Below are 14,149 nucleotides of genomic sequence, written 5' to 3' on the forward strand. Positions count from 1 at the left end.
CCCCCTTCCCGATCGCCGCGGGAGCGAGGGCTCTCAGGCGCTCCAGGCAATCCATAAGGGCGGCCTTCGTCTCCGCGTCCTTCTCGGAGGTGGCCGCGGCCTTCAGGTCCGGCTCCGCCGCCGTCCATTCGAGGTCCAGAAGGGTGCGGGCCGCGCTCAGGCGCACCTCGGGGTCGGCGTCGCGCAGGAGGCCACGGATCCAGAGGGGGCCGTCCCAGCTGCGCATGGCCGCGAGGTTCCGCACGGCCTCGGCCCGCTCGCCCGCGGACCCGTACATGAGGGCCTGTTGGCAGGCGGATTCGGAGGCGCGCCGCGCCGCGTCGAACAGGATCTCCCCGCCGACGAGTCCGGGCCGAACGACGGTCGGGGCGTAGGGCGCCGGTCTCCGGCGCGCCGCCCAGCGCACGGCGCGGGGGACGATCCACCTCAGGCCCGGCGTGGCCTCCGGGTGGCCCACCGACAGGAAGACCCGGCCCCGGCCCGATTCGGCCGTGAGGAGGAGGGGCCGGCCCGGCGTCATGCCCGCCGGGGCGTCGTTCTCCAGGTGCACGTCGCTCTTCATGGAGGCCAGGACCTCGTACCGGGGGATCGCACCCTCCGAGGGTTCCAGGAGGGGACCCTCGTAATAGACCATATGGCACGTTCCCCAGCCCCGCAGTTCGGGGAGGAAGTCCAGGCCCGCCGGAGTGGGGTCGAAGGCGATGAGGCCGTGGCCCCGCTCGTCGTGCTCCCGGTCCACCGCGCGGGCGGGAAAGAGCCTCAGGCAGGCGTACCCGGGCGTGTCCGAGAGCAGGTAGGCTCCGGCGCAGAGGCCCACGGCGCCCCGCCCTTCCTCGAGGACGAAGCGCCGCACCTCCTCGACGCCCGCGTCCCCCAGATCGGTTCGCTGGCGCCCTCCGCCCCCACCCGGAAAGACGACCACGTCCACCTCCCTCAGCCCTCCCGACACGATTTCGGCGGCGGAGATCTCCCGCACCGTGAGGGTCGGATCGATGCGGCAGGCCTCCACGGCCATGCGGACGCAGGAGGGCGAGGCCCCGTTTCCGTTGAAGACCGCCACGCGCAGGGGCGCGCCGGCCTGCCCGAAGGCGGAGAGAACCGAGAGGTTGAGAAGGAAGGTCGCAAGGGCCGGAAGCAGACGCCGGAGGGCCATGGGGTATACCTCCCAAGGGAGGCAGGATGAGGCCGGCGGGGCCCGCCGCGCAAGATGGCGCGATCCCGTCCTCCCCTGCCCGTGTGGGAGGACCGGTATCTCCGGCCCATCCGTTTCGGACCGGCTCTCGGCCGGGCCGGACGCGCCGCGAGGCCCTCTTCGCTTCCCTCAGAGACTCTCGGCGAGCCGCTCGGAGATCTTCGCGATGATGGAGCGCATCTCGGGAAGGGACTTTTCGAAGGCCCTCACCATCTCGGGATCGAAGGCTTCGCCCGAGAGCCTCCGGATTTCCTCCACCGCCGCCTCCATCCGCCAGGGCTCCTTGTAGGGCCGCCTGGAGAGCAGGGCGTCGAAGACGTCGCAGAGGGCGACGATGCGTCCCTCCACGGGGATGGCCTCCCCCCTCAGCCCCTGCGGGTACCCCGCGCCGTCCCACCGCTCGTGGTGGGTCAGGGCGATCTCCGCGGCCGCGCGCATGATGGCCGAGTCGTGGCCCGAGAGAAGGTCGTAGCCGATGCGGGTGTGGCGCCGCATGACCTCCCACTCGGACTCCGTGAGGGGACCTTCCTTCAGGAGGATCCGGTCGGGGATCGCGATCTTCCCGATGTCGTGCATGGGGCTCGCCGAAAGGATCAGCTCCGCGTGGTCGCGGGAAAGCCCCAACGCCCTGGCCAGGGCGCCGGAGAACTGGCTGATGCGCAGGATGTGGAGTCCCGTCCCCTCGTCCCGGAACTCCACGGCCCGGCTCAGGCGCTGGATGATCTCCAGGCGGTTCTGCCTCAGCTCCTCCGTGCGCTCCCTGACCTTCTCTTCGAGAAGTCGGTTCTGGTCCTCCAGGTCCCGGTACAGAAACCGCGTCTCCAGAAGGATCCGGAGCCGTGAGAGGACCTCCAGCTGGTCGAAGGGTTTCGTCAGGAAGTCGTGGGCGCCGGAGGCCAGGGCCCGGATCCGGGTCTGGCGGGTGATGTCGGCGGTGAGGACCAGGATGCCGACGTACCCGCCGTTCCGGTTTCGCTTCAGCTCGTCCAGGATCGAGAACCCGTCGGGGGGAGGCATGTGCAGGTCCAACAGGAGCACATCGGGCCGGAAGGCCCCGTGAAGAGCCACGGCCTCCCGCGAGTCGGTGATGGAGAGGGTCTGGGAGTAGCCCTCCGCGGCCAGGATCTTCTCCAGCAGCCGGACGTTGGGCTCCTCGTCGTCCACGATCAGGATCCTGGCGCTCCTCAGCCGCTCCTCGGAAATCATGGTGAGCCCTCTCCTTTCGTTCCCGGCGGCTCCCCCCCGAGGGCCGCGTCGACGGCATCGAGGAAGCGTCCGATGTCCAGGGGCTTGGTGAGGTAGGCCGAGACGCCCCGCTGAAGGACGCGGGCCACTTCGTCCGGCATGGCGCTGGCGCTCACCACCACGACGGGCGGAGAGGGCCCCAGGTCCCCCCCGCCGTCCAGAGCGTCCAGGATCTCGAGGCCGTTGCCGTCGGGCAGGTGCAGGTCGAGGAGGAGGAGGGAGGGCCGCTCCCGTTTCAGGGCGGCCATTCCCTCACGCACCGAGCCCGCCGCCGCGAGCCGGAGGCCGGGCCTGCGCTCCAGCACCCGGCGGACCAGGGCCAGGTTGGCGGGATCGTCCTCCACGTAGAGCACCGTCCGCACGGTGCGCTCGGGCCCCGCCTCGGAGGGGGCCGATGCGGGCTCTCCCGCGTCCCCCGCCCCCCCGGAGTCATTCCGGGGGGCCGCCGGCAGGAGCAGGGTGAAGCGGCTGCCCACCCCCGGCGTGCTTTCCACTCGGATGTCCCCGCCCATGAGTCGGGCCAGGCGCCGGGACAGGGAGAGGCCGATGCCGGTTCCTGGAATCCCCTGGCGGTCCGCGCTCAGGCGCTCGAAGGGCTCGAAGACCCTCTGGACCTCTTCGGCGCTCATCCCGGCCCCCGTGTCCGCCACCGAAAGGGCCACCCGGTCCCCTTCCCTCCCGAGGCTCACCCGCACCTGCCCCGCCTCCCGGTTGTACTTCACGGCGTTGGAAAGGAGGTTCAGGAGGATCTGCCGGACGCGCCCCCGGTCCCCCAGGACCCAGGGCGGTGCCTCCTCCCGGGGCGGCTCCAGGAGGCTCACCGCCCGCTCCCTCGCGGCGGGTTCCAGGGCCCTCATGCACTCGGCCAGGACGGGCGCGGGGTCCAGAGGTTCCCGGGCCGTTTCCAGGCGCCCCGATTCCACGCGCGCCAGGTCCAGGATCTCGGTGATGAGGCCGAGGAGGTGCCGGCCCGAGCCCCGGATCGTCTCCAGCGCCTCCCGCTGGGCCCCCGTGGGCGGCTCCCTCTTGTCCGTCAGGAGCAGTTCCGAAAAGCCCAGAATGGAGTTGAGCGGCGTGCGCAGTTCGTGGCTCATCCGGGACAGGAACTCGGACTTGGCCCGGTTGGCGCGCTCCGCCTCCTCCCTCGCCCGCTCCAGGTCCAGAAGGGCCATCCGCCGGGCCTCGGCCTCCTCCGCCAGCCGCCGGGCCCCCGCCGAAATCTCCTGGCCCTTCCGCAGGAGGATCTGCTCGTAGCCGCCCCGCAAGACCTCGAAGGCGTAGATGAGGAGGGACACCACGACATAGCTCGCGAGGGCCTGGCGAAGCACGGGAGTCGGGTACGGGAACCAGGTCAGGCCCGCCTCCGAGGCGGCGAAAGCCGCGACCAGCAGGACCATGCTCGCCCCCACCCAGGCCCATCCCATCCGGCTTCCCTTGAGGTAGAACGCCGCCGCGGGCATGCAGAACCACCAGAAGAGGCCCGTCCCGGCCACCCCGCCCGAGAAGAGCAGGACCGCCAGCAGGGACAGCGTCAGCATAAGGCCCAGGTTCACGGCGATGCGGAGGTTTTTCGTGAGGCGGAGGTACAGGAGCAGGGCCGCCGTCATGGCGCCGAAGGCCAGCTCGATGACGCCCAGGACGGGCTGGGCCTCCCATTCGGGCCCGAAGAGGTGGTAGAGGCCGAAGACCGCCATGGCGAGGAAGTTGACGGCCCCGAAGATGTTGAGGTACGCGCCGCGCCTCAGCCCCGGGCTCCTCCCCGAATAGGCCTCCGCCATCGGCCGGAAAGGCTCCACCCCGGGTTCGATCCGGTCCTCCTGGGAACCGGGATCCCGCCCGCTCGCCACGGCTGACCTCCTCGCCCCGACCCCGAGAGGCGCCGCTTCGTTGCCCAGGGATTCGCCCCGGGTTCTTTTCCAGAATCTAGGATGTTGTCCACCCGGGGTCAAGGAAATGGATACAGCGTTCTCGGAGGAAGGCGGCAGCGGTGGTGGGGGCAGAGCGCCGAAGCCCCGAGAGTAGCCCGTAGAACGCTGCTCCCGTCCCAGCCCGCGGCTGGCCCCTAAGAGGGTTTCCAGGGGACCTTCTTCCTGGTTCCCCCCCTCACTGAACGCTGCGTGCACTCTGGCGGCCTACCTTGGGACGTTGAAGGGGCGACCTGGACTGGCCCGGTCCTCATGCCCGTAGTACGATTCCTGGAGGGTAGCGGCGTTTTCCAGGGGCGGATGGGCAAGGCACACGCGAGGGCATCGCCAACTCTTTGGGTTCTGAAGACTTGTTCCAACGCTAGAACCCCGGGTTCGGGAGGAAAAAGTGAAGCAGGTGGTCATCGAGAACCCGGTCATCAACTCCCCTTTCGAGGAGCCCACCCGCCACTTCAAGTTCTCCGACGAGGGCATCACCAACGAAATCGTGGGCAGACGGCGAACGAGTTCCTACTTTATCCCCATCGCCAAGCCCCGCAGCAAGGGTCGCCAACTCGCCTTCGAAACCGAGTGGACCGAGGACCGTATCGAGGAGAACGTCTTCATCAACCAGGTCCGGGAACGCGTGGGCCTGTGGCGCAAGAAGGGACGGTTCGGTGTTACCAAGACGACCCAAATGCTCCTGAACCACTGGACGAGTCCCGCGCGAGCAAAGAAGTTCTTCTTCTGCCAAATCGAGGCCCTGGAAACGATCATCTACGTCACTGAGGTGGCCCGCAAGAACGGAGACGCGTGGATCGAAAACAGACTCGAAGAAAGTAACCGCGACGCGAACCCGGATCTCTACCGCATCGCCTTCAAGATGGCGACGGGAAGCGGTAAAACCAGCGTAATGGGAATGCTCATCGCCTGGCACACGCTCAACAAGCTGGCCAATCCTCAGGATGCCAGGTACTCGGACAGCTTCCTTGTGGTGACCCCAGGCATCACCATCAAGGACAGGCTCCGCGTCCTGATGCCCAGCGATCCGAACAATGAGTACCGAACCAGAGATATCGTCCCCCAGTTCCTGTTGGAGGACTTGGGGCGGGCCCGGATCGTGGTCACCAACTTTCACGCATTCAAGCCGCGAGAAACAGCATCCGCAGGGAAAGTCACCAAGAGCATCCTGGGCCAGGGCGAGAGCAGCCCCTTTACCGAGTCCCCCGACCAGATGGTCCGACGGGTGTGCAGGGAACTCGGGAACAAGAAGAACATTGTCGTCTTGAACGACGAAGCCCACCACTGCTACCGGCGCAAGCCGGACGGCGACGAGGTTAGGCTCTCGGGCGACGAAAGGAAAGAGGCGCAGAGGCGGGAGGAAGAGGCCCGGATCTGGATCTCCGGACTGGAAGCAGTCAAGGCCAAGCTGGGTATCCGTGCGATCTACGACCTTTCGGCAACCCCATTTTTCCTGAGGGGGTCCGGCTACTCCGAAGGCACACTGTTTCCGTGGGTCCTTTCGGACTTCTCCCTCATTGATGCGATCGAATCCGGCATCGTCAAGGTTCCCCGCGTTCCCGTTGCCGACAACTCCATGACCTCGGAACAGCCTACTTACCGAGACCTCTGGCCGCGCATCCGCGAGCACCTGCCCAAGAAGGGCCGTGGTACCCAAGCCGTGACGGGCGAGCCCCGCCTCCCCGCCGAGCTGGAAGGGGCCCTCCAAAGCCTCTACGACAACTATCGAAAGTACTACGATCATTGGGAAAGGAATGAGGACGCCCGCGCACGGGGCCTGACGCCGCCTGTGTTCATCGTGGTGTGCAACAACACCAACGTCTCGAAACTCGTCTTCGATTACATCGCCGGATGGGAGAAACCCCTCCCCGACGGCACGACGGTTTTGGTCCCCGGCCAACTTGCACTCTTCAGCAACGTTCAAGGAGAAACCTGGCTCGCCCGTCCCAACACCATCCTGGTGGACAGCGAACAGCTCGAGTCGGGCGAGGCGATGAGTGACGAGTTCAAGAAGATCGCCTCTCGTGAGATCGAAGAATTCAAGGACGACTACCGCCGCCGTTTCCCTGGGCGCGACGCCGAATCCCTCACCGATGAGGACCTTCTCCGCGAGGTCATGAATACCGTGGGCAAGCCCGGCAAGCTGGGCGAGCAGGTCAAGTGCGTGGTCTCGGTCTCCATGCTCACGGAAGGATGGGACGCCAACACGGTAACTCACATTCTGGGAGTTCGCGCCTTTGGCACCCAGCTCCTCTGCGAGCAGGTGGTGGGGCGCGGGCTACGGCGAATGAGCCACTGCACCGAGGCGCGCACCCTCACCGTGGACGGCCAGACGGTCTCCTTCGACGGCTTTCCCGTGGAGTACGCCGAGGTGTACGGCGTCCCCTTTTCCTTCATCCCCTGCTCGGGGACGCCCGTAGACCCCAAGCCGGGACCCGCGCCCACCCGCGTCCGGGCGCTGGAAGACCGCTCCGCCTGCGAGATCACCTTCCCCAGGGTTACCGGCTACCGCTATGACCTTCCGTCCGAGAGAATCACGGCTACCTTTTCCTCTGATAGCCATCTGACGCTCTCCACCGAACACGTGCCCACGAAGACCGAGAACGCGCCCATCATCGGCGAGACCAGTATCCATACCCTCGAAGACCTGAAAAACCGGCGACCCAGGGAAGTGGAGTTTCTCCTCGCCAAGCGGGTGCTGGAGCGCAATTGCCGGGATGACTCGGGCAACGTGAAAGCCTGGCTCTTCCCCCAAATTCTCGGCATCACCCGGAGGTGGCTCCAGGAGTGCCTTCGGTGCAAGGACGACACCTTTCCCCAGCTTCTCCTCCTCGTGGAAAATGCCGATGCCGCGGCGGAGCGAATCTACCGTTCCATCGTGGCGGGTGAAGCCGGCGAGAAGCGCCTCCAGCCGATCCTGGAGCCCTACGAGACGGTCGGGTCCACGCGACACGTGGACTTCGACACGACACGGCCGACGTATGCGACGCGGCCCGACAGGTGCCACGTCTCGCACGTCGTCGCCGACACGAAGTCGTGGGAGCAGAAGCTGGCGCAGACCCTCGAGGAGATGGACGAGGTCGTCTGCTACGTGAAGAACCAAAACCTTGGGTTTACAATCCCCTACACGCTGAACGGCGAAGAGCACAATTACCTGCCCGACTTCATTGCGCGAGTCCGGGACGGACACGGAGACGGCGATCTCTTGAATCTCATCATTGAAGTCACGGGCGAGAAGGAACGCGACAAGGAGGCCAAGGTCGGCACGGCACGCGCGCTGTGGGTCCCGGCCATCAACAACCACGGCGGTTTCGGCCGCTGGGCCTTCATCGAGATCAAGGACCCGTGGGATGCGAAGAACGCAATCCGCACTTTCTTGGCTGCTGGGGATGAACGATGAGCCCGGCCAATCATGACAGGGTTGGATACTGGTCCGAAATCAAGCTCGAAATCGTGAAAAAGTATGCTTCCGCCTATTCGAACATCATGAGCAATCAGCCTTTAATCAAGCGCTACCTGTACATTGACGCGTTCGCAGGTTCGGGAACCCACATTTCCAAACGCACGGGTAACTTTATCCCGGGGAGCCCTCTCAACGCGCTCGAAGTTCAGCCGCCATTCCACGAATACCATTTTATAGACCTCGACGGTGATAAGGCCAAGAGTCTCCGGCAGCTTGCCAAGGATGAGCCAAGGGCTCATGTGTATGAGGCGGACTGCCATACGGCGCTCTTTGAGCACATCCTCCCCCGGTGCAGGTATGGGGATTTTCATCGCGCTCTATGCGTCCTTGACCCTTACGATCTCAACCCAAGCTGGGAGATCGTCAAGAAAATCGGACAGATGCAATCGGTCGAAATTTTCCTGAACTTCATGATCATGGATGCAAACATGAACGTGCTCTGGAAGAATCCTGAAAGGGTGAGTCCTGAGCAGCAGGCCCGGATGGACCGGTTCTGGGGCGACAACTCATGGAGAGAGTCCCTCTACCGAAAGCAGCCACACCTCTTCGGTTTCGAAGAGCTCAAGCAGGATAACGACGCCGTCGCAGAGGCTTATCGGGCCCGCCTAAATGTTGAGGCCGGGTTCGCTTACGTCCCCAGCCCTATGCCCATGCGAAACAGCAATGGGGCGGTCATTTATTACCTCTTCTTTGCTTCTCCCAACTCCACGGGGGGCAAGATTGTCAGCGAAATCTTCGAAAAGTACCGAAATAGAGGGGCCGGCTGATGGCCACCCACTCCTCCATCGAATGGACCGAATCCACCTGGAACCCGGTGACGGGTTGTTCGAAGATCAGTCCAGGCTGCAAGCACTGCTACGCGGAGCGCATGGCGCTGCGCTTGCAAGCCATGGGGCAGGCCAACTACGCGAAGGGGTTTGAGGTGTCGCTCCATGGGCACGTGCTTGAACTGCCATTGAAATGGAAGAAGCCGCAGACCATCTTCGTGAACTCCATGAGCGACCTCTTCCACAAAGACGTGCCCGAAGCCTTCATCCAGCAGGTCTTCGATGTGATGAATCGCGCCCACTGGCACTGCTTCCAGGTCCTGACAAAGCGCTCGGAACGGCTCGCGGAGCTGAGCCCGCGCCTGCCCTGGGCCCCCAACATCTGGATGGGTGTGAGCGTGGAGACCGAGACGTACTACAACCGCATCCACGACCTGAGTAAGACGGGGGCGCACATCAAGTTCCTTTCCTGCGAGCCGCTTCTCGGCCCCCTGTCGGATCTACCCCTCGACGCCATCCACTGGGTCATCGCCGGGGGCGAGTCGGGACCTGGAGCCAGGCCGATGAGGGAAGAATGGGTGACGGAGGTCCGCGACCAATGCGTTGGGCAACGGGTCGCCTTCTTCTTCAAGCAGTGGGGCGGTGTGCAGAAAAAGCGAGCCGGAAGGCTCCTGGAAGGGCGCACCTGGGAGGAGATGCCGGCAATGGCCGCATCGGGTGCGCCGCAAGTCACCCCAGGCCTGGGCGCCTAGGGTCAAGAGGGAGAGATATCCACGATGGGAAAAGAGATTTCCCGCGAGATGAAGCATCCAGGCGAAATCGTCCTCTACCGGACCGAGGACGGTCGAACCCGGATCGAGTGCCGGTTCGCCGACGAGAACATCTGGCTGACGCAGGCCCTGATGGCGGAGCTGTTTCAAACCACCGTGCCCAACATCAACCTCCACATCAAGAACATCCTCGGGGAAGGAGAACTGCCGGCTGAGGGAACTATTAAGGATTACTCAATAGTTCGTTCTGAGGGTCTGCGCCAGGTCGAACGCCCGGTAAAGCACTACAGCCTCGAAATGATCCTCGCCGTCGGCTACCGCGTCCGGTCACAGCGCGGCACGGCCTTCCGCCAATGGGCGACGGCGCGCCTGAAGGAGTACCTCCTCAAGGGCTTTGTTTTGGACGACGAGCGGCTGAAAAACCCGCCGGGGCCCGGCGTGCCCGACTACTTTGACGAAATGCTCGAGCGAATCCGCGACATCCGCGCCAGCGAACGCCGGATGTACCTTCGCCTGCGCGAGATTTTCGCCCTGGCGGCGGACTACGACCCCAGCGACGCGGAGACCGCCCACTTCTTCCAGACCGCCCAGAACAAGCTCCACTTCGCCGTGACGGGGAAGACCGCCCCGGAACTCATCGCCGGCCGCGCCCGGGCGAGCCTTCCCAACATGGGACTCACGACGTGGAGGGGCGCCGTGGTCCGCAAAGGGGACGTGACGGTGGCCAAGAACTACCTCCGCGGGGAGGAAATCACCGAGCTGAACCGCATCGTGACCATGTTCCTCGACTTCGCGGAGGACCAAGCCAAGAGGCGCAAGCAGGTCTTCCTGAAGGACTGGCGGGAGCGGCTGGATGCCTTCCTCGCCTTCAACGAGCGTCCGGTCCTTCCCAGCGCGGGCTCCGTTTCCCGGGAGGAGGCGGACCGGAAGGCCCAGGCCGAATACGAGCGGTTCGCCCGGAGGCGGCGCGAAGCGGCTGAAGCAGAGGGGCTTCGGCAGCTTGAGCAGGCCGCCGCCCAGCTCGCCGTGAAGAAGGCGCCCCGCAAGGAGAGGAAGAACAATGGCTAGGAAATCCGCCAGCGGATCCGTTCCGGTGTCGAGCGTGAAGCACAGGGACAAGCGGGTGAACATCCCGACGCAGGAGCTGCGGGACTTTGTAACGGCGGACGAGACCGCCCCGAAGACCATGCTCTACCCGCGCGACCCTTCGCTCGACCCCCAGCTCGTCTGGAAGGGCAAGGACGAGCAGGACCGGAAGGACCTGGAGGTCCCCGTCGTGCCCGTCTACATCCAGGAGAAGATCCAGCCCCAGGCCATCGTAGAGCAGGTGCGCGCCGAGGCCAAGAAAAATACGCCGGGCCTCGCTTCGCTCTTCTCGGACTTCAACGGCATCGCCTTCGAAGACCTCGTGGACTTCTACCACCACGAGCAGAACTGGACGAACCGCATGATCCTGGGCGATTCGCTCCTCGTCATGACGTCGCTCGCCGAGAAGGAGCGTCTCAAGGGGAAGGTCCAGATGATCTACCTGGACCCGCCCTACGGCATCAAGTTCGGCTCCAACTGGCAGGTCTCCACGCGCAAGCGCGACGTGAAGGACGGGAAGGTGGAGGACGCCACCCGCCAGCCCGAACAGGTCAAGGCCTTCCGCGACACCTGGGCCCTGGGCATCCACTCCTACCTGAGCTACCTGCGCGACCGTTTCACCGTAGCCCGCGATCTCCTCACCGAGAGCGGGAGCATCTTCGTGCAGATCGGGGACGAGAATGTCCACCTTGTGCGGAGCGTAATGGATGAGGTGTTTGGAAGCGAGAATTTCGTCGCCACTGTAACCTTCCAAAAGACGAGCTATTCAACAAGCGAGACCATCCCGACTATCACTGACTATCTGCTTTGGTATGCAATGCAGAAGGAACGCGTAAAGATACGAAAGCTGTTTTTCAGTTGGCTTCCCGAAGGCAATGCTCAAAATGATGAAGGCGACGAGGGAAAAGAAGACGACCCGCAGTTTCAATCGCGCGATCTTGCCTCGGCAGGAGGAGGAGCTTCCACATTTGAGTATTTATTTCAAAGGAAAAAGTATCACCCAGGAATAAACCGGCACTGGAAGACCAGCCTCGAGGGACTATTGAGAATTGATAGAGCAGGCAGGTTATTCGCTGCACGCAAGTCATTGCGGTACAGAAGGATGCTCTCCGACTTTCCATGGACCGAGTTTACGAACGTTTGGAGCGATACAGTCGTGGGAAGTTTCCTGGAAGAGAAGACATACGTAGTTCAAACCAGCCCTAAAGTAATTGCCCGTTGCCTCCTTATGACCACCGACCCAGGCGACCTGGTCCTCGACCCCACCTGCGGCTCTGGAACAACCGCCTATGTGGCTGAGCAGTGGGGGCGGCGCTGGATTACGGTGGACACCTCCCGCGTGGCCCTGGCGCTGGCCCGCACGCGCCTCATGGCGGCGCGCTATCCCTATTACCTCCTGGCCGACTCGCCGGAGGGTCTGCGCAAGGAGGCCGAGGTCGCGGGCCACGTTCCGCCCGATATCAAGACGAACGGCGACATCAAGAAGGGGTTCGTCTGCAAGCGAGTCCCCCACGTCACGCTCAAATCCATCGCCAACAACGAAGAGATCGATGTCATCCATGAGAGATTCCAGGTTCTGCTCGAACCCCTGCGCGCCGAGCTGAACCAGCTCCTCAAGAAACGTTGGGAGGAGTGGGAGGTGCCGCGGGAGGCCGAAAAGACGTGGCCTGAGAAGGCCAGGAAGGTCCACGAACAGTGGTGGAAGCGGAGGCGCGAGCGCCAGAAGGAGATGGACGCATCCATCGCCCGCCACGCCGACACCGAGACGCTCGTGGACCAGCCCTACGAGGACACCAAGCGCGTCCGCGTCTCGGGGCCCTTTACCGTCGAGAGCCTCTCTCCCCACCGCGTCCTCGCCCCCGGGGAGGAGCGTCCCGGAGCTGAGGCAGAGGCCGAGGGGGGCGCAGGGCGGCCCCAGTTCGTCCCCATGATCCTCGACAACCTCAGGAAGGCGGGGGTCCAGAACACCCGGAAGGCCGAGCGCCTTAAATTCGACCGCCTGGAGCCTTACGCGGGCCTCTGGATTCAGGCCGCCGGCCAGTACACCGACAAGGACGGCAGAGCGCGCCGGGTGGCCGTCGCCATCGGCCCGGAGCACGGCACGGTGGGCGCCGACCAGGTGAAAGAGGCGGCCAAGGAGGCCCTCAAGGGCGTGGGCTTCGACCTCCTCGTGGTCTGCGGCTTCGCCTTCGATGCCCACGCGGGCGAGAGCGCCAAGGAGTTCCAGCCTGACGAGAAGCCCGCCAAGGGCGGCGCCATTGCCGAGGAAGAGCGCCACTACGGCAAGCTCCCCATCCTGCTGGCCCGCATGAACCCCGACCTGGCCATGGGGGAGGAGCTTCTCAAGAAGACGGGCACCGGCAACCTCTTCATGGTCTTCGGCGAGCCCGACCTGGACGTGCGCAAGACGAAGGAAGGCAAGCTCGTCGTGGACCTCAAGGGCGTGGACGTGTACGACCCCACCACCGGCGTCGTCCGCTCGAGCTCCACCGACGACGTGGCCTGCTGGTTCGTGGACACCAACTACAACGGCGAGAGCTTCTTCGTCCGCCACGCCTACTTCTGCGGCGGCGACGAGCCCTACGACAAGCTCAGGCGTGCCCTGCGCGCCGAGGTGGACGAGGCTGCCTGGAGCGCCCTCTACTCCACCACCAGCCTCCCCTTCGACCCGCCCAAGACCGGCAAGATCGCCGTCAAGGTCATCAACCACTACGGCGACGAGGTGCTCAAGGTGTATGGGGTGTAGCTGGAACGGGCACACACGACTTCTCACGATGAAGGCCCCTTCCAGGTCGATGACGCATCGCTTTCGAAGCGAAGCGGAGAAAGCGGCGTCCCGACGGCGGTCGCCCTGCGCCCGGGGGTCTCTGGCCGTTTGCCGCTTGCCTACTTGCCCGTCCCCGCCTTTTCGCGGGCCTGGATGCGGCCCCAGGCGTCCTTGAGGGTGACGGTGCGGTTGAAGACGGGGGCGCCGGGACGCGAGTCGGTGTCGGCGCAGAAGTAGCCGAGGCGCTCGAACTGGAAGCGCTCGCCGGGGAGGGCCGCGGCGAGGGAGGGCTCCACGAGGCACTCGGGGAGGGTCACCAGGGAGTCGGGATTGAGATTCACCCGGTAGTCCTGCCCCTCGGGGAAGTCGTCGGGGTCGGGGTTCTTGAAGAGGCGGTCGTAGAGGCGGACTTCGGCCCTGGCGGCGTGGGCCGCCGACACCCAGTGGAGGGTGGCCTTGGGGGAGCGCCCGTCGGGGCTGGAGCCTCCCCTCGTGGCGGGGTCGTAGGCGCACCGCAGCTCCGCCACCCGCCCCGCCTCGTCCTTCACCACGCCCGTGCAGGTGATGAAGTAGGCCCCCCGCAGGCGCACCTCCCGCCCCGGGGTCAGCCGGAAGAACTTCTTCGGGGGGTCCTCCATGAAGTCGTCGCGCTCGATGTAGAGGACGCGGGAGAAGGGCACCTTGCGCGTGCCCGCCGAGGGGTCCTCGGGGTTGTTCACGAGGTCCATCTCCTCCATGAGGTCCTCGGGGTAGTTCTCGAGGACGACCCGGAGGGGGCGCAGAACGGCCAGGCGCCGCGGGGCGCGGCGGTTCAGGTCGTCCCGCTGGCACTCCTCCAGCATGGCGAGGTCCACCACGCTGTTCGACTTGGACACGCCGATCTTCTCGCAGAAGGTCCGGATGGCCTCGGGCGTGTAGCCCCGCCGCCGGTAGC

The 14,149-nt window shown here is 65.0% G+C and carries 9 protein-coding genes; 5 read left to right on the forward strand and 4 right to left on the reverse strand.

Features of this window, described 5'->3' with window-relative positions; genetic code table 11:
* From AB1824_11305 to AB1824_11315, 3 genes are all read right to left on the reverse strand, one after another.
* Positions 1-1,153, reverse strand: a 1,153-nt coding sequence (locus AB1824_11305) for a BPL-N domain-containing protein (protein MEW5765551.1), incomplete at its 3' end; no start/stop codon positions are given.
* A gap of 168 nt (positions 1,154-1,321) precedes the next feature.
* Positions 1,322-2,398, reverse strand: a complete 1,077-nt coding sequence (locus AB1824_11310; GenBank protein ID MEW5765552.1) for an HD domain-containing phosphohydrolase — start codon at positions 2,396-2,398, stop codon at positions 1,322-1,324.
* Positions 2,395-4,284, reverse strand: a complete 1,890-nt coding sequence (locus AB1824_11315) for a hybrid sensor histidine kinase/response regulator (protein MEW5765553.1) — start codon at positions 4,282-4,284, stop codon at positions 2,395-2,397. Before AB1824_11315 ends, AB1824_11310 begins: the two co-directional genes overlap by 4 nt.
* Positions 4,285-4,750: 466 nt before the next feature.
* Between AB1824_11315 and AB1824_11320 the strand changes: the two genes are divergently transcribed.
* From AB1824_11320 to AB1824_11340, 5 genes are read left to right on the forward strand one after another with little or no spacing between them, the layout of a single operon-like run.
* Positions 4,751-7,762, forward strand: a complete 3,012-nt coding sequence (locus tag AB1824_11320; GenBank protein MEW5765554.1) for a BPTD_3080 family restriction endonuclease — start codon at positions 4,751-4,753, stop codon at positions 7,760-7,762.
* Positions 7,759-8,592, forward strand: coding sequence for a three-Cys-motif partner protein TcmP (locus tag AB1824_11325; protein ID MEW5765555.1), 834 nt, complete (start codon positions 7,759-7,761; stop codon positions 8,590-8,592). Before AB1824_11320 ends, AB1824_11325 begins: the two co-directional genes overlap by 4 nt.
* Complete coding sequence (locus AB1824_11330) at positions 8,592-9,344, forward strand: phage Gp37/Gp68 family protein (GenBank protein ID MEW5765556.1); 753 nt, start codon at positions 8,592-8,594, stop codon at positions 9,342-9,344. Before AB1824_11325 ends, AB1824_11330 begins: the two co-directional genes overlap by 1 nt.
* A gap of 24 nt (positions 9,345-9,368) precedes the next feature.
* Positions 9,369-10,430 (forward strand): virulence RhuM family protein, encoded by a 1,062-nt coding sequence (locus AB1824_11335; GenBank protein MEW5765557.1) that lies wholly within the window; start codon positions 9,369-9,371, stop codon positions 10,428-10,430.
* The gene (locus AB1824_11340; GenBank protein ID MEW5765558.1) at positions 10,423-13,194 is read left to right on the forward strand and encodes a site-specific DNA-methyltransferase; all 2,772 of its coding nucleotides are present in this window, start codon (positions 10,423-10,425) and stop codon (positions 13,192-13,194) included. The genes AB1824_11335 and AB1824_11340 overlap by 8 nt, the downstream gene beginning before the upstream one ends.
* 140 nt (positions 13,195-13,334) lie before the next feature.
* Here AB1824_11340 and AB1824_11345 read toward each other — a convergent pair.
* The coding region (locus tag AB1824_11345; protein MEW5765559.1) for a glutamine--tRNA ligase at positions 13,335-14,149 on the reverse strand (815 nt) is incomplete at its 5' end.

It is taken from the genome of Acidobacteriota bacterium (genome assembly GCA_040752915.1).
Taxonomy (GTDB): domain Bacteria; phylum Acidobacteriota; class UBA4820; order UBA4820; family DSQY01; genus JBFLVU01.

What these genes read in the sequence shown, in the direction of transcription:
- AB1824_11310 (MEW5765552.1), bottom strand. Translation starts at nt 2,398, where the DNA reads ATGATTTCCGAGGAGCGGCTGAGGAGCGCCAGGATCCTGATCGTGGAC.
- AB1824_11325 (MEW5765555.1), top strand. Translation starts at nt 7,759, where the DNA reads ATGAGCCCGGCCAATCATGACAGGGTTGGATACTGGTCCGAAATCAAG.
- AB1824_11330 (MEW5765556.1), top strand. Translation starts at nt 8,592, where the DNA reads ATGGCCACCCACTCCTCCATCGAATGGACCGAATCCACCTGGAACCCG.
- AB1824_11335 (MEW5765557.1), top strand. Translation starts at nt 9,369, where the DNA reads ATGGGAAAAGAGATTTCCCGCGAGATGAAGCATCCAGGCGAAATCGTC.
- AB1824_11340 (MEW5765558.1), top strand. Translation starts at nt 10,423, where the DNA reads ATGGCTAGGAAATCCGCCAGCGGATCCGTTCCGGTGTCGAGCGTGAAG.